The organism is Nitratidesulfovibrio sp. D1, assembly GCF_051133415.1.
Taxonomy (GTDB): domain Bacteria; phylum Desulfobacterota; class Desulfovibrionia; order Desulfovibrionales; family Desulfovibrionaceae; genus Cupidesulfovibrio.
In genome coordinates this window covers 398,011-419,497 of record NZ_JBPGNZ010000004.1, presented here as the reverse complement: position 1 = coordinate 419,497, position 21,487 = coordinate 398,011, and the positions used below count along the sequence as shown (strand labels likewise).

Sequence of the window (21,487 nt, the reverse complement as noted above, 5' to 3'; positions counted from 1 at the left end):
CGAAAATTTTTGCGTGATTTTCGCATGAAAAGTCATTTCATGGGAAAGATGCAAAAATAATGGATGACTGCCTCTGGGGGGCGTAACGTGGTAATCGTCACGGGTTCCCCCCACTCGTGGCAGGCTCCGTATTGCCCCCTTTCCGGTTGCCCGCTCCGCGCCGGAAGGGGGGCTTGCCGTCATGGAGGGGTGGAAAAAATATCTTCACGACAGGTAAAAAGCGTGGGCTGACACGATGATGGGGCAGGGCGGACACGATAAGGTCCCGCCGGGGCGGGGTACGGAAGGCCGGACGGGTGCCCGGCCCCCTGCCCGTCAGTCGGCCTTTCCGAAGCCGTGCTTCTTGAGCAGTTCGTAGAAGTGCCCGCGCGAGACGTCCGCCAGCCGGGCCGCCTCGCGGATGTCGCCGCGACAGTGGGCCAGCATGCCGGCCACGTAGGCGCGCTCCGCGTCGGCCTTGTGGGCGCGCAGGGTGGGGGGGGCGGCATCCGGCGCGGGGGCGGACGGGGCTGGCGGGACTAGCGGTACTGGCGGGACTAGCGGGACTGGTGCGACAGGGGGAACTGGCAGGACTGGCGGGGCGGACGCCGCGTGACCGTCCATCCTGTCGCGGGCCACCCGCACCCGGATTTCCGTGGGCAGTTGCCGCGCGTACAGGGTGGTTTCGTCGCGCGCGGCGGCGCAGGCGCGCTCCACGGCGTGCACCAGTTCGCGCACGTTGCCCGGCCACGGGTAGCTGGCCACGGTCTCCAGAAAGTCTTCTGCCGGGAACTTGGGGGGCAGGTCGTGCCGCTGGCAGAACCGGTCCACCGCCCAGGCGCACAGGCCGGGCAGGTCTTCCGCGCGCTCGCGTAGCGGGGGCAGGGTGATGGTCAGGCCGCGCAGCCGGTACAGCAGGTCGCTGCGGAACATGTCCAGCCGCACCATTTCGTGCAGGTCCTTGTTGGTGGCCGCCACCAGGCGGAAGTCGCTCTCCACCTCCTTGCTGGCCCCCACCGGGCGGAACCGCCGCAACTCCAGCGCCCGCAAGAAGGCCCCCTGGATGGACAGGGGCAGGTCGCCGATTTCGTCCAGGAACAGCGTGCCCCCGTGGGCCAGGCGCAGCAGTCCGTCGCGGCTGCGGTCCGCGCCGGTGAAGGCCCCGCGCACGTGGCCGAACAACTGGCTTTCCACCAGGTTTTCGGTCAGCGACGCACAGTCCAGGGTGACGAACGGCCCCGCCGCGCGCGCGCTGTTGCGGTGCACGGCGCGGGCGAACAGTTCCTTGCCGGTGCCGGTTTCGCCCAGCACCAGCACGTTGACCGAACTGGCCGCCGCCTCGGCCATCAGTTCCAGCGCGGCCTCGAGGGCCGGGCTGTTCCCCACGATGCCCTCGCGGTAGAGGGGGGAAGGTTGCGGCGCGGCGGGCGGCGTGGTCTGGGCCGCTACGTCCCGGCCGTTGCCGCCGTGCGCCGCAGGGGGGACGCCGTGGCCGTTGCCCAGCCCGCGCCGGGCTCGGCCGGTGCGGTAGGCCAGCACGCGGGACAGCGAAAGGGTGATGTCCTGCACGCGCAGGGGCTTTTGTAGGTATTCCCACACCCCGTGGCGCAGGGCGGTTTCCGCGCCGTCGGCATCGCCGAAGCCGGTAACCACGATGATTTCCGGGGCGCACGGCAGGCGGCCGAAGGTGGTCACGTGGGCCAGTCCGTTACCGTCGGGCAGCAGCACGTCCAGGTAGACCACGTCGGGGCCGGAGGTGCCGGCAAGGCGCAACCCTTCGTCCAGGGTGGCGGCGGTGAGCGCCTCGTGCCCCATGCCCACGGCCACCTCGCGCAGCATGGTGCGGACCATGGCTTCGTCGTCCACCACGAGTATGCGGGCCATCAGCGTTGCATCTCCTTCGCCGGGGCGGTCTCCGGCGTTGCGGCGTCGGATCCGCCGGTTGTGACGGCGCGCACGCGGGCCACGCCCGCGTCCAGCATCGGCAGCAGTTGATCCAGCAGGCCGCCGAGATGTCCGTCGGGCGATCCGGCCGGGCGGCCCGCCGCGCTTTCCATGGCGTCGCACAGGCCGTGCAGGGCCGAAAGGCGCAGCATGCCCGCCGAATTGCGCAGGGCGTGCGCCTCGCGCAGGGCGTCCTGCCGCCGGTCCTCGCGCACGGCGGCGACCAGGGCGGCGCGCCGGGCGTCCACCTCGTCCAGGAATGCCTGGCACAACTTCACGAACAGGGGGAGGTTGCCGCCCAGGGCCTCCAGCGCGGCGGCCTCGTCCATTATCTCGTGCGGGGTTTCGTGCGGGGGGTCGTCCGTCGCTTCGTCCGGCAGGGCATTGGCCGTGGGTGCGGTGCCGGCGGACGGCGCGGGTTCGCCTTGGGGTGCAGGTTCCCGCCAGTGGTGCATGCCCGCCGCGTAGCCGCCGGTTCCGGGGCATTCCAGGGGGGTGCCCCCGGCGGCGGCGTCGGCCACGGCGGCCAGCAGCATGGCGGCGGTCAGCGGCTTGCACACGCAACCGGTCATGCCCGCGCCGAGCAGGGCGGCGCTCTCGCGGCCCACGGCCGACGCGGTGACGGCCAGCACCGGCATGTCCGGCGCGACCCCCGGCACTTCACCGGTGCGCAGGCGGCGGACCACCTCCGTGCCGTCGCAGCCAGGCATGCGCACGTCCAGCAGGGCCAGGTCCGGCCGTAATTCCTCCAGCAGGCGCAGGGCCTGCGTTCCGTCCACGGCCACGGCCACCTGGTGCCCCGCGCCGCGCAGCACGTCCTGCATGAACAGCCGGTTCACCGGGTTGTCGTCGGCCACCAGCAGCCGCAACGGTGCGGCGGCCGGGCCGGGCTGTTCCGCAGGTCCGGTGTCGGCTGCCGCCGCCATTGACGCCGCCGGGCAGGCGTTCGGTGCTTCGGGGGAGCTGTCACCGTCCGTGGCGTCGCCGTCGGCAGCGGGCGGACCCGCCACGGTGAACCGGGCGGTGAACCAGAATTCGCTGCCCGTGCCCGGCGAACTGGATACGCCGATGTCGCCGTCCAGCATGCGGGCAATCTCGCGCGAGATGGCAAGGCCCAGCCCGGTGCCGCCAAGGCACAGCGAACTGGCCGCCTCGCCCTGCACGAAACTTTCGAAGATGGATTCCTGCTGCTCCGCCGGAATGCCCACGCCCGTGTCCACCACGGCGAAACGCAGCAGCACGTCGCGGGGGGCCGCCCCGGCCGGGGCCGGTCCGGCGGACATGGGGGGACGGTGCGGCGCGGGTTCCGGCACCAGGTTCACCACCACGGCGATGCCCCCTGCGCGGGTGAACTTCACCGCGTTGCCGATGAGGTTGCCGAGGGCCTGGCGCAGCCGGAAGTCGTCGCCCAGCAGCGCGTCGGGCACGTTTTCCGCCACGTGCAGCGACAGCGAAAGCCCCTTGCGTTCGCCCGCGAAGCGGAACAGCCCCAGGCACGCCTCCAGCGCGGGGCGCAGCCGGAAGGTGCGCGGCGCAAGGCGCATCCGGCCCGATTCCAGGCACGAGAAGTCGGTGATGTCGTTGACGATTTCCAGAAGGTTGGCGGCCGCGCAACGCAACTGCCCCAGGTATTCGTTGTAGCGGGCCTGGCGTTCGGCGGCGGGGGCATCCTCATATATGGATGCACCGGCGGGAGGCGGCGCGGCGGGCGCGGCGCGGGCTCCCGCCTCCTGCCCGGGCTGGAAGCCGGACAGCAGTTCGGCCATGCCGATGATGCCGGTGAGCGGGGTGCGCATGTCGTGGCTCATGTTGGCCAGAAAGGCGCTTTTCATACGGTTGGCCGCCTCCGCCAGGGCCTTCTTGCGGCTGACCTGCAACGACGCCCCCCCGATGCCCAGCAGCCCCACCACCCCGATGATGGCATAGGCCATCCCCATCTGGTCCAGGCGCTGGCGCTCCAGGGCCAGCAGCGGCGTGGCCGCGATGGACACGCTGATGCCCCCGCGCAACCCGCCCACGGTGTCGTCGGCGGTGCGGTGGCAGCCCAGACAGGTCTGGTCGGTCATCAGCGGGGCCATGTAGCGGAAACTGGGGCCGTGCCGGGTGTCCGCACCGGCGGCGCCTGCCGTTGCCGGGTGGGGGTGTTCGTCGTTCGGGGACTGCACCAGGGTGAAGGTTTCCCGTTCGCCCCGGCCGAAGGACCGCAGCGACTGGGCCTCCCACGGGTCGGCTCCGTTTTCGGGCCGCAGGGGGTGCAGGCTGGTGATGCGAAAGCTCACCCCCTGGCTGGTGGTGAGGAATTCCGAGATCTGGCGGGTCATGTAGGCCGGGTTCATGCGGGTGAGCAGGGCGCCGTCGGCGGCCATCAGGGTGCGCTGGTCGGGCGGCAGCCAGGGGTTGGGCTGGCCCAGTTCGCTGGTCTGCACGAACACTCCCCCATGGGCCGCGTTCCAGGCCCTGGTGGAGACGATCTGCGAAAAGAACGCCCGGGCTTGCAGCAGCGCCAGTTCGCGCACGTGGGCCGCCTCGTTGCGGGCGTTCCACTGGTACAGGGCCAGCAGCAGCACGCCCCACAGGGCCACCAGCACCGCCGGGCCGATGAAGGTCTGGATGTTCCAGCGCAGGGCCGGGCGCTTGCGGCGCAACCGGGCCCGCGGGCCTCTTGCCGTCCGGCCCGGCGAGGCGGCGGAGGTTTCGCTGGCGGGTCGTGGCGCGGGTTGTGCCTGGTGTTGCGTCATGGGGCGTCCCCCTGTGCGGAGTCGGAGCAGTCTGAAAAGTCTGACTTGGTCAGATTTTTCTGTCTACTTGTCATGAAAATATGACAAGCGCAAGGCCCATCTCACCGCCAATGATTTTGCAGCGACAGACAACACGCTGAAATTATTTTTGAACGGGTGGATGTGCCGGATTTCACGTAACGGCACGGGTCTTGAAGACCGGGCCTCACCAAGTGCCGTGCGCGTCCGTCGGGCTGAACGGGCGCGGGCACGGATGCACCCGGAGGTGCGAACCCCCGGCCGCATGCGGACGGGGTGGGCGCACCTCCACAGCAAGGAGGCGGAAATGTCAGAGGAAGCACCTCGCAACGGACGAACGGGGCTGCGGCTCATCGTCGTCGGGGCGGCCCTGGGGGTCGTGCTGGCGGCGGGGGCGGGCTTCGGCATGAAGGTCACGGACCGGCGTCCGTTCTGCGCGAGCTGTCACATCATGCAGGAGGCGGCGTTGACGCACAAGGCGTCCACGCACGCCAAGCTCGACTGCAACGAGTGCCACGCTCCGCACAACCTTGCCGCCAAGCTGCCCTTCAAGGCGGCGGCGGGGGCCAGGGACGTCTACATGAACACGCTGGGCAGGCCGGACGACGTGATCCATTCGGGCCAGTCCACCAAGGACGTGGTCAACGCCAACTGCAAGGCATGTCACACCATGACCAACACGCAGGTGGCCAGCATGGATACCAAACCCTATTGCGTGGACTGCCACCGCAACGTCCAGCACATGCGCATGACGCCGATCAGCACAAGGAAGGTCGCCGATGGATAATCTGAGGAATGACAAGCTGTCGCTTCGCAAGGCGTGCGGCATGGCCCGCAGGGGGGCCCTGCTGCTTGCCGTTTCGCTGGTCCCCTTCGTTCTCGCGGGCTGTTCCGACGTTTCGGAACTGAAGACGCCGGTGTTCAAGACCAAGATCGCGGCGGAAGAAACCCGCAGCAGCGCGTTCAAGGCGGAATTTCCCCAGCAGTACGCCAGCTACGAGCGCAACGATGAAAGCACCGTGATGACCGAATTCAACGGCTCGGTGCCGTTCAACAAGAACGACAACGTCGATCCGCTGCCCGAAGGCTACAAGCACGCCCAGCCGTACCTGAAGAACCTGTGGCTGGGCTACCCGTTCAGCTACGAGTACCGCAACGCGCGCGGCCACACCAAGGCGCTGGAAGACTTCCTGCACATCGACCGCATCAACACCTACGCCGAGAAGGGCGGCCTGCCCGCCACCTGCTGGAACTGCAAGACCCCCAAGATGATGGGCTGGGTGAAGCAGTACGGCGACGACTTCTGGGCCAAGGACGTCAACGAGTTCCGCGACAAGATCGACATGAAGGACGAGACCATCGGCTGCGCCAACTGCCACGACCCGCAGACCATGGAACTGCGCCTGTACAGCGAACCGCTGAAGGACCAGTTGAAGGCGCAGGGCAAGGACTGGGCGACGCTGACCCGCAACGAGAAGCGTTCGCTGGTCTGCGGCCAGTGCCACGTGGAATACTACTTCCAGGACAAGGAAAAGGGCGTCGCCAAGAAGCCCGTGTTCCCCTGGGCCGACGGCTACGACCCGCAGGACATGTACGCCTACTACAAGACGGCGGGCAATTCGCAGGCCAAGGGCTTCGAGGGCAACTTCGTGGACTGGACGCACCCGGTGTCCAAGACGCCCATGATCAAGGCCCAGCACCCCGAATACGAAATGTGGCAGAACGGCGTGCACGGCGCGGCGGGCGTTTCGTGCGCCGACTGCCACATGGGCTACACCCGCACCGACGACAAGAAGAAGATCTCGGGCCACTGGTGGACCTCGCCCCTGAAGGACCCGGACCTGCGCGCCTGCCGCCAGTGCCATTCGGACAAGAGCCCCGACTACCTGCGCTCGCGCGTGCTGTTCAGCCAGCAGAGAACCTTCGACCAGTTGCTGAAGGCCCAGGACCTGTCCGTGAAGGCGCACGAGGCCGTGCGCCTGGCCTCGGAATTCCAGGGCGCCAAGCCCGCCAACTATGACGAACTGATGATTCAGGCGCGCGAAATGGTGCGCAAGGGCCAGTTCTTCTGGGATTACGTCTCCGCCGAGAACAGCGTGGGCTTCCACAACCCGGCCAAGGCGCTGGACACGCTGGCCTCTTCGCAGCAGTACAGCCAGCAGGCCGTGGACCTGGCCAGCGAGGCCACCGGCTTCGCCATCTCCAAGGACCTGGCGGGCGACATCCACAAGATCGTGCCGCCCATCCTGAAGCACAGCCGCAAGCTGCAACAGGACCCCGAACACATGAAGACCCACGTCTGGTTCAGGTACATCCCCGTCCTGCCCAAGGCGGACAAGGTGTGGGACGGCCAGAAGAAGCTGGTTTCCGCCGCCCAGTAGGGCGGATGGAGAGGAGTGGACGGAAGGCGGGGGCCGGGTAGGTCCCCGCCCGCGAGAACGACATGACGTGCCGCGCGGGCGGCACGCGGCGCGCGCCGGATCGATTTCCCACGGCGCGCCCGCCGGGCCGGGAAGGATCCCTTTCCGGGGGCCCGACGCCCGAAGCCACCGCCCGCGCGGCGCATTGCAGACATGGTTTCGCCTTGGATATCCTTCACAGGGACACGACAGACAGGGGGGCGCCCATCGGGGGCGCCCTTCGTCGTTGTGTGGGGGGGAGAGGGGATGGAGTGGGGGGGGCCGACGCGCCCCGGCGGCCGCACCGTTCGTTTAGAAACAGCCCCTACTGCACGCCGCGCTCCAGCAGACGGATGATGGCCACGTCCACGGCGGCGAAGCCCAGGCTGGACACCTCGCCCAGCGAGCGCAGCGAGGCGCGGAAATCGGGCGAGACGATGCCCTCGGCCCCGGTCATGCCCGGCCCGTGCAGGGCCAGTTGCGCCGCGCTCCAGGCTTCGGCGGCGGCGGTGCCCACCTTGAGCGCGCAGCCGCCCTTGGCCCCGTCGCAGATCATGCCCATGACCGACGAGAACACCAGCGCCACGGCCTGTTCGGCCTGCGCGGGCGTGCCGTCCGCAAGGCGCACCAGCGCGGCGGCGGCGCCCGCCCCGGCGGCCACGGCGCAGCCGCACAGCGGGGTGAGGCGGCCGGTGCGGGCCTTTACCGCGCCGGTGACCAGGTGCGACAGGGCCAGCGCGCGGGCCAGTTCCGCATCGCTGCGGCCCCAGGCGCGCGCGGCCAGCGCCGGGGGAATGATGGCGGTAAGCCCGTGGTTGCCGGAACCGGCGCTGCTCATGACCGGCTGGTTGGCCCCGGCCATGCGTACATCGGCGGCGGCAGCCGTGGTGGCCTTCACGCGTGCCCCCAAATCCCGCGCGCCGATGTCCGGCGCGCAGGTGTCCGTACAGTCCCCGTCGCACTGGGTCACGCCCAGAGCATGCCCCAGGGTGTGTCCCACGGCGAGGCCCCATGGGCTGGCCAACCCCTGCCCGGCCACGGCCAGGTTCATGTCCGCGCCGCGCAGCAGGTCGCGTGCGAGGGCGTCGTCGATTCTATCGGCCCAGGCCCACAGGTCGTCGAAGGCGGCCCGTTGCAGGTCGGCCATGTACGGGGGCAGGCTGTCGCCGCCCAGGGCGTCTTCCGCGCGGTAGACCACCTGTCCGTTGTGGCGAACCTCGGCCACGCGGTCGTGCCGCCCCGCCACCACGGCCACCACCAGGTGGCCGGGCCGGTACAGTTCCGCTTCGGCGTACACCGTGGGCACGTCCTGCACGATCTCCTGCGTCACCGCGCCGCGTTCGGTCAGGGCGCGGGCGGCGGCCACGTCGCCGGGGGTGACGGCGGCCAGCGATTGCAGGCCCATGTCCGCGTCGCCCGCCAGGGCTCCCAGCGCGGAGGCCAGCATGTTGCCGCGCAACCCCTGCGCCCCGGGAATGCCCACGGACTGGCCGTTCTTGTAGATGTTGGCCGAAAGGCGCAGGTGGATGCGCTCCGGCGGGGCGGGCAGATGACGCGCGGCGGTGGCGGCGGCAAGGGCCACGGCCCCCGGTTCGGTGCAGCCCAGCGCGGGCTTTACTTCGGCGGCGAAAAAGGCGGCGATGTCCATAGGGCCTCCTGCTTGTGCGCGGGCGGCCGGGAGGAGAAGGGGGAGCGGATTCCGGCATGCCGCGCGGTGTGCGGGCGTCTGTTGCGTGTACGCCCGTTGGCGTCGCCTGGCGAACGGCGCGCCCGCTGGGTGGGTACGCGAAAAGGGGCCACGGCGAACCGTGACCCCTTGATGGCGTGGTGGCGTTCCCAGGGGGATTTGAACCCCCGTCGACGGCGTGAAAGGCCGTTGTCCTAGGCCGGGCTAGACGATGGGAACGCATGTTGGCTGGGCTGCTAGGACTCGAACCTAGATTAGCGGAGCCAGAATCCGCCGTCCTGCCAATTGAACGACAGCCCAACAACGAGGTTGTGTATCTATCCGTCAGGCCCCCGGATGTCAACGGGAAATGCGCGAGGGTGGCGCACTTTTTATTCCTTGCGCGCAATGTCGTAAAAATGCACGGGGAATTGATGTAGGCAACGCGCGGAAGCCTTCCGGCCGCATGCCTGAGGGGATGCGCCGCCACGTCCCGAAGGGGCTTTGCCAACGCGAAAATCCGTACTATGCTCCGCCCGTCCGCATCGGACATCCGGCGGATTGCTCCGCGCGCTGCCCCGGTGGCTGCGGCGTGGCCCGTCCGGCACACGTTCTCATGTTGATTGGCGTACGCGCCGAGGTTTTTTTGCAGCGATTCGCACCAGAGAATGTCGCACCGGTTGTCGGCGAAAGCCGCACCCGGTAGGCGCGACGGCACGCCGTCCCCTGTCTGAGGGGAGGGCTGCCCGCACGGGGCCGTTGCCCGGCTCCGCCCCATCCCGTCCTGCCGATTCCGTCCGATGTCATCGGATGGTGGTCTTTGTTTTCGCCTCGCAACCATCCTTCTGACGTTTCCAGGCCGACCCTTCGCCATGCGCGCCGCATGGCGGTCGTGCGCCAGCCGGGCAGCCTGCCCGGTCCGCGCCCGTCATGCCGCGCGCCATACTTCAGGAGCGACGCAATGCACATCAGGGACGAACGCCCCGGCAACGAACAGGACTGTCGGATCATTACCCGTATCGAATACACGGCCTTCAAGGGGCACCCCATGCACGCCCCCGGCGCCGAACCCACCGAACACCTGATCGTGGAACGGCTGCGCGCCAGCGGCAACCTGACCCTGTCCCTGCTGGTCGAAGTGGACGGCGAACCCGTGGCTCACGTGGCCCTTTCGCCCGCCGTGGTGGGGGCGGACCATGTCGGCTGGTACCTGCTGGGGCCGGTGGGCGTGCTGCCGCCCATGCAGGGCAAGGGCATCGGCTCAGCCCTGATCCGCGATGCGCTACGCCGCATGCGCAAGGCCGGAGCCCTGGGCGTGGTGCTGGTGGGCGACCCCGGCTACTACGCCCGGTTCGGCTTTGCATGCGTGCCGGGCCTTGGCTATCCGGGCGTGCCCGGCCAGTACGTGCTGGCCGTGGGCTTCGGCGACCGGCTGCCGCAGGGCGGTATCATCGCCCACGCGGCCTTCGCGGAACCGGCATAGCGCCAACAACACGATCAGGAGGGGCCGAGGCATGCGTCCGGCCCCTCACGAGGGATACCATCATGTTGCAATCATGGGGTTTTGACCCGTGGTTTGCCGCGAACGCGGCGGAAATGGCCATGGAAGGTTGCGGCTTCGCCCGTGTCTGCACGGTGGATCGGGGGGCGTACCGCATACAGGGCGAGGGGGGCGAGGTTCCGGCGGAACTGGCGGGCAGGCTTGCCTACCATGTGGACAGCCCCGCCGACCTGCCGTGCGTGGGCGACTGGGTGACGGTGCAGTTCCACAGCGACGGAACGGCGGCCATCATTCACCGGGTGTTCCCGCGCCGGACCGTGCTGCGGCGCAAGACGGCGGGCGAAGGCTGCGCCGTGCAGATGATCGCGGCCAACATCGACACGGCGTTTATCGTCCAGTCGTGCCGCTACGACTTCAACCCCGGCAGGCTGGGACGCTATCTGGTCATGCTGGCGGACGGGGGCGTGGAACCTGTCGTGGTGCTGACCAAGACGGACCTCATCACCCCGGATGAGCTCTCGCGCCTGCTGGCGGTGGTGGCCGCCGTCACGCCCGCGCGGGCGATCGCGCTCAGCAGCGTGACCGGGGCCGGGCTGGATGTGCTGCGGCAGGAGCTTGCGCCGGGCAGGACCTACTGCCTGCTCGGTTCATCGGGCGTGGGCAAGACGACCCTGCTCAATCGACTGACGAGAGGGCAGGCGCGGGCGGAAACCCCCGCGGGACATGCCTTTGCCACGCGGGCCGTCAGCGCCACGGGCGAAGGGACCCACACCACCACGCGTCGCCAGCTCACGGTGCTGGATGGCGGGGCGCTGGTCGTGGACACGCCGGGCATGCGCGAGGTGGGCACCGTGGCCGCAACGGACGGCGTGGATGCGGGCTTCGCGGACATCGCCCTGCTGGCGGGCAACTGCCGCTACGCCGACTGCCGCCACGAACACGAAGCAGGCTGCGCCGTGCGGGCCGCCGTGGAGCGTGGCGAACTGGCCGCCGCACAGTACCATAACTGGCTGAAACTGCGGAAAGAGGCCGCGTTCAACGAGATGTCGCGCCTGGATCGGCGCAGAAAGGACAAGGCGTTCGGCAAGCTGGTAAAATCGGTGAAAAAGCACAAGGGGTACTGAGGCCGATCCTGCTTCCCTCCTTTTGAGGGGCGGCAGGGCGCTTCATGCGCCGTAACACAGAAACACCCCGGCGGAATGGCTCCCGCCGGGGTGTCGTTCGTTTTCTTCGGTCCTTGTCCGGCCTACGCGCCTTCCTTCTTCTCTATCTTGGCCCAACTGTCGCGCAGGCCCACGGTGCGGTTGAACACCGGCTTGCCGGGCGCGCCGTCCTTGTCGGCGCAGAAGTAGCCGATGCGCTCGAACTGTACCCGCGTGCCGGGGGCCACGTCGGCCAGGGCCGGTTCCAGCATGGCGGTGACCACCTTCAGCGAATCGGGGTTCAGGTAGTCCACGAAGGTCTTGCCGACTTCCGCCGCGTTGGGGTTTTCCACCGAGAACAGGTGGTCGTACAGGCGCACCTCGGCATGCAGGGCATGCGCGGCCGACACCCAGTGGATGGTGCCCTTCACCTTGCGCCCGTCCTGCGACCAGCCGCCCTTGGTGGCCGGGTCGTAGGTGCAGCGCAGTTCCACGATGTCCCCATTGGCGTCCTTCACCACCTCGCGGCAGGTGATGTAGTAGGCGTAGCGCAGCCGCACCTCCGCGCCGGGGGCCAGGCGGTGGTACTTCTTGGGCGGGTCTTCGCGGAAGTCGTCGCGCTCGATGTACAGCACCTTCGAGAAGGGCACCGTGCGCGAACCGTGCGCCGCGTCCTCCGGGTGGTAGGGCATGTCGAAGGTTTCCACCTGCTCGTCGGGGTAGTTCTCGATGACCACGCGGATGGGATCCAGCACGCCCATCACGCGCGGGGCCACGGCGTTGAGGTGTTCGCGCATGCAGAATTCCAGCAGCGAGAAATCCACCACCGAATCGGCCTTGGCAACCCCGATGCGCGCGCAGAAGTCCTGCAACGCCTCCGGCGTGACGCCCCGGCGGCGCAGCCCGCTGATGGTGGGCATGCGCGGGTCGTCCCAGCCGTTCACGTAGCCGCCTTCCACAAGCTGGATCAGCTTGCGTTTGGACAGCACGGTGTAGGTCAGGTTCAGCCGGGCGAACTCCAGCTGCTGCGGGTGGTAGATGCCCAGGGTGTCCAGCGTCCAGTCGTACAGTTCGCGGTTGTTCACGAACTCCAGTGTGCAGATGGAGTGGGTGATGCCCTCGATGGAATCAGAGATGCAGTGCGTGTAGTCGTACATCGGGTAGATGCACCACGCGTCACCGGTGCGGTGATGATGAGCATGGCGGATGCGGTACAGCGTGGGGTCGCGCATGACCACGTTGGGCGAGGCCATGTCGATCTTGGCGCGCAACACGTGTTCGCCGTCCTTGAATTCGCCCGCGCGCATGCGCCGGAACAGGTCCAGGTTTTCTTCGATGGACCGGTCACGGTAGGGGCTTTCCTTGCCGGGGGCGGTGAGCGTGCCGCGATGCTCGCGGATTTCGTCGGCCGACAGGCTGTCCACGTAGGCCTTGCCCGCCAGGATCAACCGCTCGGCGTGCTGGTAGAGCTGCTCGAAATAGTCGGAGGCGTAGAATTCGCGGTCTTCCCAGTCGCCGCCCAGCCACTTCACGTCCTCGCGGATGGAATCCACGTATTCCTGGCTTTCCTTCAGCGGGTTGGTGTCGTCGAAGCGCAGGTTGCACTTGCCGCCGAATTCCCGCGCCACCCCGAAGTTGAGGCAGATGGACTTGGCGTGCCCGATGTGCAGGTAGCCGTTGGGTTCCGGGGGAAAGCGGGTGTGCACCCGGTTGTCGAAGCGGTCGCTGGCGTTGTCGGCGGTAATCAGCGCGCGGATGAAATCGAGACCCGGCTCGGCCTTGCGGTCGGGCTCGCTGGCGTTGTGATCGCTCATGATCGTGTGGTCCTGCTGGGGGTTTTCCGGCGGCCGTTCAGGCGGTCCGTCCGGGACGCGAAGAAAGATGCGGCAGGATACGGGAAGTGGTGTGCCCGGTCAATTCGGGGGAACGGGTCCTGCCGCCTTTGCTTCGCGTCCCTTCGGGTTACTCCCGTTCGATGCGGCACAGCCCGCACTTCAGGGGTTCCGCGCCGCTGTCCGGGTCGAAGTGGTCGTGCCCGTAGAGCAGGTTGGCGCAGCTTTCGCGCCAGCCGTGGTCCGGCCCGGCCCGTTCGGGAAACCACCAGCCATGGTCGGCCTGGACCACGTCGGGCGGCAGGCCGTCGTCGGCGGCGGCCAGAAAGCGCGCCTGCCCGTAGGGGGACACCACGCGCACCGGGTCGCCGTCGGCAAGGCCGAGGCGGGCCAGCGCATCGGGGTGCATGGCCACGCGGGGTTCCGGACGCAGGCGGCGCAGCGCGTCGATCTGCCGCCCCTCGGAATGGAAGAAGGGCAGCACCTTGCACCCGGACATGAGGATGAAGGGGTACTCGGCCGCCACGTCCGGTGTGGACACGGGCGACAGGGGCGGCTCCACGTACACCGGCAGGGGCGGGCGGCCCGCCCCGGCCATGACCGAACTGCGCAGTTCCACCCTGCCGCTGGGCGTGGGAAAGCCGTCCGTCTCGTGCTTGCGGTAGCGCATGGGGCCGAGCACCAGCCCCTTTTCCGCGAAGGCGCGGAAATCCATGCCGGAAGGTTCCAGCAGCCAGGCCAGGTAGGCGTCCCAGTCCGGCCACGGGAAGGCTTCGTCCAGCCCTAGGCGGTGGGCCAGGTCCAGGATCACGGCGCGATCGTCGCGGGCCTCGCCGGAATGCGGGCCGAAGGCCAGCCTGCGCCGGGCCAGCACGCACCACAGCTTGTGGAAGTAGACCACGTCGTCCTGCTCCAGCCAGTGGGCGGCGGGCAGCACCAGGTCGGCCAGTTGCGCCGTGGGCGTCAGGAAGAAGTCGGAGACCACGCTGAACTCCACGTGGTCGCGCAGGGCGGCTTCGATAACGTCGCCCCGGGTGGCGGTGAGCATGGGATTGGTGCCCACCAGCCACACCGCGCGCGGGCGGTACGGCTCGCCGCTGACGCAGGCTTGCCAGAAGCTGGGCTGGTGGCACCCCGGCCCGAAGGGAAAGCGCCCCGCGCCGATCATGCGCGCCTTCTGCTCCGGCGACAGCAGGTGCATGCCCAGCACCTTCTTGTTTTCCAGCGGCGACTTGCAGCGGATGTCCGGCGGGGGCACCCAGTGGACCATGCCGCCCGGCACGTCGAGGTTGCCGGTGACGGCCATGAGCAGCAGCAGGGCGCGCCCGGTCTGGAAGGCGTTGACGCTGGTGTCGATGCCGTTGCCCCACAGCAGGCAGGCGGGCTTCACCGTGGCCAGCGTGCGGGCGGCGGCGCGGATGTCTTCGGCGGGCACGCGGGTGACGGGCGCGGCCCATTCGGGGGAGAAGGAGCGCACGTGGTCGGCAAGCTCGGCGAAGCCGGTGCAGTGCCGCTCCACGAAGTCCGCGTCGTGGAGCCCCTCGCCGATGATCACGTGCAGCAGGGCCAGCGCCAGCGCGCCTTCCGTGCCGGGGCGCAGTTGCAGGTGGCGGGTGGCCGCGCGGGCGGCGGAGGTGCGGCGCGGGTCGGCCACGATGACCTGTTCCGCCCCGCGCAGGGCGCGGCGCATCATGGCCCCGCACATGCCGTCGGCGGCCCCGGTTTCCATGGCGTTGGCCCCGAACACCAGCACGCATGCGGGCATGACCCCGCCGTGGCCGTACACGTCGGCCACGGGCAGCCAGCCCATGGTGATGGACGAGGCGATGACGCGCGGCAGGAAGCAATTGTGCCCCGGCGTGACGAAGTTGGGCGAGCCCAGCGCATGGATGAACCGCCCGGTGAATTCGGTGTACGGACGGCCCGTGCCTTGGCACAGCCCGATGTATTCCGGGCCGGATTCGCGCCGCACCCGGTCGAAGGTGGAGGCCATGAGGGTGAGCGCCGCCTCCCAGCCGATTTCCTTCCACTGGCCTGCGCCGCGCGGCCCGGTGCGCAGCAGGGGACGGCGCACCCTGTCCGGGTGGGCGACCAGTTGCGGCCCCGCCGCCCCCTTGGGACAGATGTAGCCCCGGCTGGTGGGGCTGTCCGGGTCGCCGGTGACGCGCACCGGGTTGCCCGCCTCGTCCAGATGCACCAGCACCTGGCACACCCCGTGGCAGCCCCGGCACGAGGTGCGCGCCACGCGCCGGGCCAGCCGCAGGGCCGGGCGGGATGATGGCGGGAAAGAGGGGCGGCGCGCGGGCCGGGAAGGGGACGGGGGCAGCGGTGATGGCATGGCCGGCTCCTTGGCGGGTGGAACCTTGAGGGGGGCGGAGGCCTCCGCCGCGCCGCGCGCGGACGGGACCCTGATTCCTGTGTGTCCGCATTGGATTGTCATGTCAATGTGCGCGCGGGTGGCTGACGGTGACTGTCGGATTGACCCTGCTTCGTATTTTGTATACGGTATGCAGCAGTCACCGCGCCCGTGCGCGCGGCCGTTTTTTCCTCTCCGGCCCACGTCGGCCTCCCGCAACCGGACGCACATCTCCATGCCGCCAGACGCCATCAACGCCCTCGCGCAGTACACCGCAAGCGGGCTGACCACCGGGTCGGTCTACGCGCTGCTGGCGCTGGGCTACAGCCTGATCTTCAACGCCACGGGCATCGTCAACTTCACCCAGGGCGACTTCCTGAGCCTTGGCGGGCTCGTGCTGTATTCCCTGCTGGCCAGCCAGGGGCTGCCCATCTTCGCGGCCTTTCCCGCCACCATCGCCATCGTGGCGCTGGCGGGCGCGCTGGTGGAGCGGGTGTGCCTGCGCCCGGCCCGCAGCCGCCAGATGATCATCCTGATCTTCATCACCATGGCCGCGTCCACGCTGATGCGCGGCTTGATGAAGCAGGGCTGGGGCAAGCTGCCCCTGGCCCTGCCGCCCCTGTCGCCCGACGTGCCCTTCCGCCTGCTGGGCGCGGTGCTGACCCCGCAGAACCTGTGGGTGATGGGCATGACCCTGTGCGGCATCGCGGCGCTGGCGTGGTTCTTCCGCGCCACGGTGACGGGCAAGGCCATGCGCGCGGCGGCGGCGGACCCGCGCACCGCCCGGCTGATGGGGGTGGAGGTGGAACGGCTGACCACGCTGTCCTTCGCCTTTGCCGGTGCGCTGGGCGCCCTTGGGGGCATGCTCATCACGCCCATCACGTCGCTTTCGTACGACATCGGCCTGATGCTGGGGCTGAAGGGCTTCGCCGCCGCCGTGCTGGGCGGCTACGGCAGCTTCGCCGGGGCCGTGGCGGGCGGGGTGCTGCTGGGGCTGTTCGAAAGCTACGGCGCGGGCTACGTGACCAGCGCCTACCGCGACGTGCTGGTGTTCGGCCTGCTCATCCTCGTATTGTTCGTGCGGCCGCAGGGGCTGTTCGGCGCCGCCGGGAGGCGCGCATGACCCTCCCAGGAACCGGCCCCGCCCCCGGTCGCCATCCGCTGCTCACCCCCCCGGCCCGCCGCTTCGCGCGCGGCTGGCTGGCCCTGGCCGTGGCCGTGGCCCTGCTGCCGCTGGCCCTGCGGTCGGGCTACCAGTTCACCGTGCTCAACGTGGTGGCGGTGAACCTCATCGTGGTCACCGGGCTCAACCTGCTGATGGGCTATGCCGGGCAGATCAGCTACGGCCATGCCGCGTTCTTCGGCATGGGGGCCTACGGCAGCGCCATCCTTTCCGCCGCCCACGGGGTGGACCCGTGGCTGGCCATGGGCGTTTCCGCCTGCGGGGTGGCCGTGGCCGCCGCCGTGGTGGGCGTGCCCACCCTGCGCCTGAAGGGCAACTATCTGGTCATGGCCACGCTGGGCTTCAACCTCATCGTGGACGTGATCCTGGTGCAGTGGAGCGAGGTCACCGGCGGCTCCAGCGGCTTCGTGGGCGTGCCGCCGCTGGCCGTGGCGGGCATTTCGTTCGACACCGACCGCTCGTTCTACTGGCTGGCCTGGGGCGTGGCCCTGCTGCTGCTCATCCCCGCGCGCAACCTTGTCCATTCGCCGGTGGGCCGCGCCCTGCGGGCCATCCACGATTCCGAGCCGGGGGCGGAAGCCTGCGGCGTGCCCACGGCCAGCTACAAGGTGCAGGTGTTCGTCTTGTCCGCCGTGTTCGCCTCGCTGGCCGGGTCGCTGCACGCGCACTATCTGGGCATCGTGGCGCCCAAGACCTTCGACATCTTCAAGTCCGTGGAGTTCGTGACCATGTGCCTCATCGGCGGCATGGGCTCGCTGTGGGGCGGGCTGGCCGGGGCGCTGCTGCTCACGGTGCTGCCCCAGATGCTGGGCGTGTTCGAGGAGCACCACGACCTGATCTTCGGCGGGCTGCTGCTGTTCATGCTCATCTTCATGCCGCGCGGGGTTTCCCCGTGGCTGCGGGACGTGCTGCACAAGGGCGTGGGGCGCGGGAAGCGGCACAGTGCGCCGGAAAGCGGGGAGGCCCGGCCATGAGCCTGCTGGAGGTACGCGACCTTTCTGTGGCCTTCGGCGGCATCCGCGCGCTGGACACGGCCAGCTTTTCGGCGGAAGCCGGGGCAATCACCGCGCTCATCGGCCCCAACGGCGCGGGCAAGACCACCCTGGTCAACTGCGTGACCGGCATGGTGCGCCCCGATTCCGGCCGGGTGGCCTTCGGCGGGCGGGACATCACCGGCATGGCCGCCCACCGCCTGCCGCGCCTGGGGCTTGCGCGCACCTTCCAGCATTTGCGGGTGTTCGGTTCCATGAGCCTGCTGGAAAACGTCATGGTGGGGCTGCACGGCCACGTGCGCACCGGCATGCTGTCCAGCATGCTGCGCCTGCCCGGGGTGCGCCGCACCGAACGGGCCATGCGCGACGCGGCCATGGAGGCGCTGGACTTCACCGGGCTGTCCGGCCGGGCCGACGAGCCCGCCGGGCTGCTGCCCTACGGCGACCAGAAGCGCCTGGTGCTGGCCCGCGCCCTGGTGGGCGGCCCGCGCATGATCCTGCTGGACGAGCCGGTGGCGGGCCTGAACCCGGCGGAAACCCACGAGATGGGCGGCCTGATCCTGGCCTTGCGCGCACTCGGGGTGGCGGTGCTGCTCATCGAGCACGACATGTCGCTGGTGATGCGCGTGAGCGACGCGGTGGTGGTGCTGTGTTCCGGGGCAAAGATCGCCGAGGGCGCGCCCGACGCGGTGAAACGCAACCCCGAGGTGGTCGGCGCCTACCTTGGCGGGGGCGAGGAGTTCGGCCTGCATGCTTGAGTTGCGCGACGTTTCCTTTTCCTACGGCGGCGCGAAGGTGCTGTTCGACGTGTCCCTTTCCGTGGGCGCGGGCGAGGCGGTGTGTCTGCTGGGCATGAACGGCGCGGGCAAGACCACGCTGCTCTCGCTGGTCAGCGGCCTGGCCCGGCCCGCGTCGGGGGCCATCCTGCTGGACGGCGCGCCGCTGCCTGCCCGTCCGGCGGACATCGTGGCCGCCGGGGTGGTGCAGGTGCCCGAGGGGCGGCGGGTGTTCACCCAGCTTTCGGTGCGCGAAAACCTGGAAATGGGCGCCTACCTGCGCCTGAAGAAGGGTGGCCGCGCCGGGCGCGCCGCCGTGGCCGACGACCTGGCCCGCATGCTGGACCTGTTTCCGGTGCTGGGCGAGCGCATCGGCCAGCCCGCGGGCAATCTTTCCGGCGGCGAGCAGCAGATGCTGGCCATGGGCCGCGCCCTGATGGCCCGGCCGCGCCTGCTGCTGCTGGACGAGCCCAGCCTGGGCCTTGCCCCCAGGGTCACGGCGGCCATCTTCCGGGTGGTGCGCGACCTGCCGTCCATGGGCTGCTCGGTGCTGCTGGTGGAGCAGAACGCGCTGGGCGCGCTGGCCATCTGCGACCGGGGGTACATCATCACCAGCGGGCAGATCCGGTTTTCCGGCGCCTCTGCCGACATACTTTCCGACGAACTGCTGCGCGAGGCGTTCCTTGGCCCGGCCAACGGGGAGGCAGGGACACCGGCCGGGATGACGGACGGCATGCGTGACGGCACCGTCATGCAGGAGGGCAACTGATGGCGAGACTGGTCAAGCAGTCGCTGGGGCAGGAAGTGACGCGCATGCTCAAGCGCATGATCATCGATGGCGAACTGGAGCCCGGCCAGCGGCTGGTGGAAGACCGCCTGGCGGCGGAACTGGGCATCAGCCGCACCCCCCTGCGCGAGGCCCTGCACCGGCTGGAGCAGGAGGGCCTGTTGCAGAAGCGTTCCGCCGGGGGCTATGTGCTGCGTCCCTTCGACGCGGAAGAGGTGGAAGAGGCGGTGCAGGTGCGCGCCCTGCTGGAAGCGCGCGTGGCCGCGCTGGCCGCGCGCCGGGCCGGGCCGGACCAGGTGCAGGCCCTGCGCGCCAATCTGGCCGCCTTCCGCGCGGCGGCGGCCGGGGGCGACCTGGCCCGGCTGGCCGAACTGAACACCGAATTCCACCTGCTGCTGCGGGCGGCGGGCGGCTCCATGCTGCTGGCCCGCCTGCTGGACGAGATCGAAGGGGTGGTGGAGCGCATCATCCGCGCGCTGGTGCCCCTGCGGGAGGCCGGGGAATGGTCGGACCACGACCACGCCCGCATCGTGGCCGCCATCGAGGCGGGCGATGCCGATGGAGCCGCCGAGGCCATGCGCGCCCACGTGCTGCACGGCGGCGAGGCGGTGCTGGACACCCTGCGGCAGCCCGATGGTGGGGCCGATGCCGCGCCCGATGCCGCGCCCGATGCCGGTCCGGTCCGGCCCCCTGCGGGCAAGACCGCATCGAAGAAGCAATGATTCCCTTCGCGCCGCCGGGGTTCCGTGCTTCCGACACGGCGCGCAACCATGCACCCGTGCGCCACCCCATGCGCCGCATGGGAGAGGAGATTCGCATGACTTTCGCACGCATGTTCCGCGCGGCGCGCCGCCTGGGCGTGGCCGCCCTGCTCCCTGTCGCGCTGTTCCCTGTGGCGCTGCTCCTTGCCGCGCTGTCCGCCACCGTCGCGCAGGCGGCCGAGCCGGTGAAGATCGGCGCGTTCTTCGCCCTGTCCGGCCCCACCGCGCCCGTGGGCGCCCCCACCAAGCTGGTGGCCCAGATGTTCGTGGACAAGGTGAACAAGGAAGGCGGCATCAACGGCCGGCCCATCGAACTGGTGCTGGGCGACACCGAGGGCGACCCCACCAAGGCGGTGCTGACCTTCAAGCGCTTCGTCAGCGAGGAGAAGGTGGTGGCCGTCATCGGGCCCACCCGCACCGACGAGGGCATGGCCGTGAAGCGCCAGATCGAATCCTCCGGCATTCCCACGGTGATGACCGTGGGCGGCGACCCGGTGATCATGGAAGGCAAGGTGGGCAACATGGACTTCGGCAGCGCCCGCCACGTCTTCAAGTCGCCCCAGCGGTCGTCCACGGCGGTGCGCAAGGTGCTGGGCCACCTGAAGAAGCATGACCTGACCAGGGTGGCCCTGCTGCTTTCGGGCGACAACTTCGGGCAGGACGGCGAACGCTGGCTGCGCTCGCTGGCCCCGGAATACGGCATCGAGATCGTGGGCACCGAGCAGTTCAAGCCCACCGACGTGGACATGAAGACCCAGCTCACCGCGCTGGCGGGCAAGGGGCCGCAGGCGGTGATCTGCTGGACCATCGGCCCCGCCGGGTCCATCGTGTCCAAGAACCATCACGCCCTGGGCCTGACCATGCCCCTGCTGCAATGCCACGGCCTGCCCGACCCGGCCTACATCAGGCTGGCGGGAGAGGCGGCCGAAGGCGACCTGATGCCCGCCACCAAGCTGATGACCTGGGAAGCCCTGCCCGACAGCGACCCGCAGAAGAAGGTCATCGCCGAATTCGTGCGCCTGTACCGCGACGAGTACAAGTACGACGCGCAGTACCCCCTCAACACCCACTCCGGCTACGCCTGGGACGCCTTGCTGCTGCTGGTGGAGGCCATGCGCAAGGTGGGCACGGAGCCAGCGAAGGTGCGCGACGCCCTGGAGGCCACCAGCGGCCTGGTGGGCGTGAGCGGCGTGTTCAACCTGGGGCCGCAGGACCACAACGGCCTTGGCGAGGATTCCATGGTCATGTTGCAGGTCAAGGGCGGCAGGTTCGTGATGGTGGAATAGGGGCTGTTTCTAAATTGTCCTTTCATCCGTTGGCTGACCGACCCGAAGGGCGCGGAGCGTGCCCGTTAAGCGAGCTTGCGAGCTTTACGGGCATCGAGCGCAACGCGGTCAAACTTCGCCTGCCATT

15 protein-coding genes and 2 tRNA genes are annotated in these 21,487 nt (G+C 69.4%); 10 read left to right on the top strand and 7 right to left on the bottom strand.

What is annotated here, in order from left to right; all coding sequences use genetic code 11:
• Positions 1 to 315 precede the first annotated feature (315 nt).
• Positions 316 to 1,863: a sigma-54-dependent transcriptional regulator gene (locus ACR4XJ_RS09830; RefSeq protein ID WP_434755046.1), complete on the bottom strand. Its 1,548-nt coding sequence runs from the start codon at positions 1,861 to 1,863 to the stop codon at positions 316 to 318.
• Positions 1,863 to 4,661, bottom strand: coding sequence for a response regulator (locus ACR4XJ_RS09825; protein WP_434755045.1), 2,799 nt, complete (start codon positions 4,659 to 4,661; stop codon positions 1,863 to 1,865). Before ACR4XJ_RS09825 ends, ACR4XJ_RS09830 begins: the two co-directional genes overlap by 1 nt.
• Before the next feature lie 325 nt (positions 4,662 to 4,986).
• Between ACR4XJ_RS09825 and ACR4XJ_RS09820 the strand changes: the two genes are divergently transcribed.
• Both ACR4XJ_RS09820 and ACR4XJ_RS09815 read left to right on the top strand, forming a co-directional pair.
• Positions 4,987 to 5,466 (top strand): cytochrome c3 family protein, encoded by a 480-nt coding sequence (locus tag ACR4XJ_RS09820; protein ID WP_333505173.1) that lies wholly within the window; start codon positions 4,987 to 4,989, stop codon positions 5,464 to 5,466.
• A gap of 40 nt (positions 5,467 to 5,506) precedes the next feature.
• Positions 5,507 to 7,060, top strand: a complete 1,554-nt coding sequence (locus tag ACR4XJ_RS09815; protein WP_434755171.1) for an ammonia-forming cytochrome c nitrite reductase subunit c552 — start codon at positions 5,507 to 5,509, stop codon at positions 7,058 to 7,060.
• A 343-nt stretch (positions 7,061 to 7,403) separates the two neighbouring features.
• Here the strand turns inward: ACR4XJ_RS09815 and ACR4XJ_RS09810 are convergent, their stop codons facing one another.
• From ACR4XJ_RS09810 to ACR4XJ_RS09800, 3 genes are all read right to left on the bottom strand, one after another.
• Positions 7,404 to 8,726 (bottom strand): serine dehydratase subunit alpha family protein, encoded by a 1,323-nt coding sequence (locus ACR4XJ_RS09810; protein WP_434755044.1) that lies wholly within the window; start codon positions 8,724 to 8,726, stop codon positions 7,404 to 7,406.
• A gap of 180 nt (positions 8,727 to 8,906) precedes the next feature.
• Positions 8,907 to 8,984 (bottom strand) — tRNA-Glu (locus ACR4XJ_RS09805).
• A gap of 6 nt (positions 8,985 to 8,990) precedes the next feature.
• Positions 8,991 to 9,065, bottom strand: a tRNA-Gln gene (locus ACR4XJ_RS09800).
• 640 nt (positions 9,066 to 9,705) lie between these two features.
• Between ACR4XJ_RS09800 and ACR4XJ_RS09795 the strand changes: the two genes are divergently transcribed.
• Entirely contained in the window at positions 9,706 to 10,227 is a 522-nt protein-coding gene (locus ACR4XJ_RS09795) for a GNAT family N-acetyltransferase (protein ID WP_434755043.1), read from the top strand.
• Positions 10,228 to 10,289: 62 nt separating this feature from the next.
• Positions 10,290 to 11,369, top strand: a complete 1,080-nt coding sequence (gene rsgA, locus ACR4XJ_RS09790; protein ID WP_434755042.1) for a ribosome small subunit-dependent GTPase A — start codon at positions 10,290 to 10,292, stop codon at positions 11,367 to 11,369.
• A gap of 122 nt (positions 11,370 to 11,491) precedes the next feature.
• On the opposite strand, the gene ACR4XJ_RS09785 is transcribed toward rsgA, so the two are convergent.
• Together ACR4XJ_RS09785 and ACR4XJ_RS09780 are read right to left on the bottom strand one after the other, a co-directional pair.
• Positions 11,492 to 13,201: a glutamine--tRNA ligase/YqeY domain fusion protein gene (locus ACR4XJ_RS09785; protein WP_434755041.1), complete on the bottom strand. Its 1,710-nt coding sequence runs from the start codon at positions 13,199 to 13,201 to the stop codon at positions 11,492 to 11,494.
• A gap of 148 nt (positions 13,202 to 13,349) precedes the next feature.
• The gene (locus tag ACR4XJ_RS09780; protein ID WP_434755040.1) at positions 13,350 to 15,557 is read right to left on the bottom strand and encodes a molybdopterin-containing oxidoreductase family protein; all 2,208 of its coding nucleotides are present in this window, start codon (positions 15,555 to 15,557) and stop codon (positions 13,350 to 13,352) included.
• 253 nt (positions 15,558 to 15,810) lie between these two features.
• Here ACR4XJ_RS09780 and ACR4XJ_RS09775 point away from each other — a divergent pair, with 253 nt between their 5' ends.
• From ACR4XJ_RS09775 to ACR4XJ_RS09750, 6 genes are all read left to right on the top strand, one after another.
• On the top strand, positions 15,811 to 16,698 hold the full coding sequence (locus ACR4XJ_RS09775; protein WP_434755039.1) for a branched-chain amino acid ABC transporter permease: 888 nt from the start codon (positions 15,811 to 15,813) through the stop codon (positions 16,696 to 16,698).
• On the top strand, positions 16,695 to 17,732 hold the full coding sequence (locus tag ACR4XJ_RS09770; protein ID WP_434755038.1) for a branched-chain amino acid ABC transporter permease: 1,038 nt from the start codon (positions 16,695 to 16,697) through the stop codon (positions 17,730 to 17,732). Before ACR4XJ_RS09775 ends, ACR4XJ_RS09770 begins: the two co-directional genes overlap by 4 nt.
• Positions 17,729 to 18,508, top strand: a complete 780-nt coding sequence (locus tag ACR4XJ_RS09765; RefSeq protein ID WP_434755037.1) for an ABC transporter ATP-binding protein — start codon at positions 17,729 to 17,731, stop codon at positions 18,506 to 18,508. Before ACR4XJ_RS09770 ends, ACR4XJ_RS09765 begins: the two co-directional genes overlap by 4 nt.
• Positions 18,501 to 19,295 carry an ABC transporter ATP-binding protein gene (locus ACR4XJ_RS09760; RefSeq protein WP_434755036.1) on the top strand — a complete coding sequence of 265 codons (795 nt, stop codon included), beginning with the start codon at positions 18,501 to 18,503 and terminating at the stop codon, positions 19,293 to 19,295. Before ACR4XJ_RS09765 ends, ACR4XJ_RS09760 begins: the two co-directional genes overlap by 8 nt.
• Complete coding sequence (locus ACR4XJ_RS09755) at positions 19,295 to 20,035, top strand: GntR family transcriptional regulator (protein ID WP_434755035.1); 741 nt, start codon at positions 19,295 to 19,297, stop codon at positions 20,033 to 20,035. Before ACR4XJ_RS09760 ends, ACR4XJ_RS09755 begins: the two co-directional genes overlap by 1 nt.
• Positions 20,036 to 20,130: 95 nt before the next feature.
• Positions 20,131 to 21,360, top strand: a complete 1,230-nt coding sequence (locus ACR4XJ_RS09750; RefSeq protein ID WP_434755034.1) for an ABC transporter substrate-binding protein — start codon at positions 20,131 to 20,133, stop codon at positions 21,358 to 21,360.
• Positions 21,361 to 21,487 lie beyond the last annotated feature (127 nt).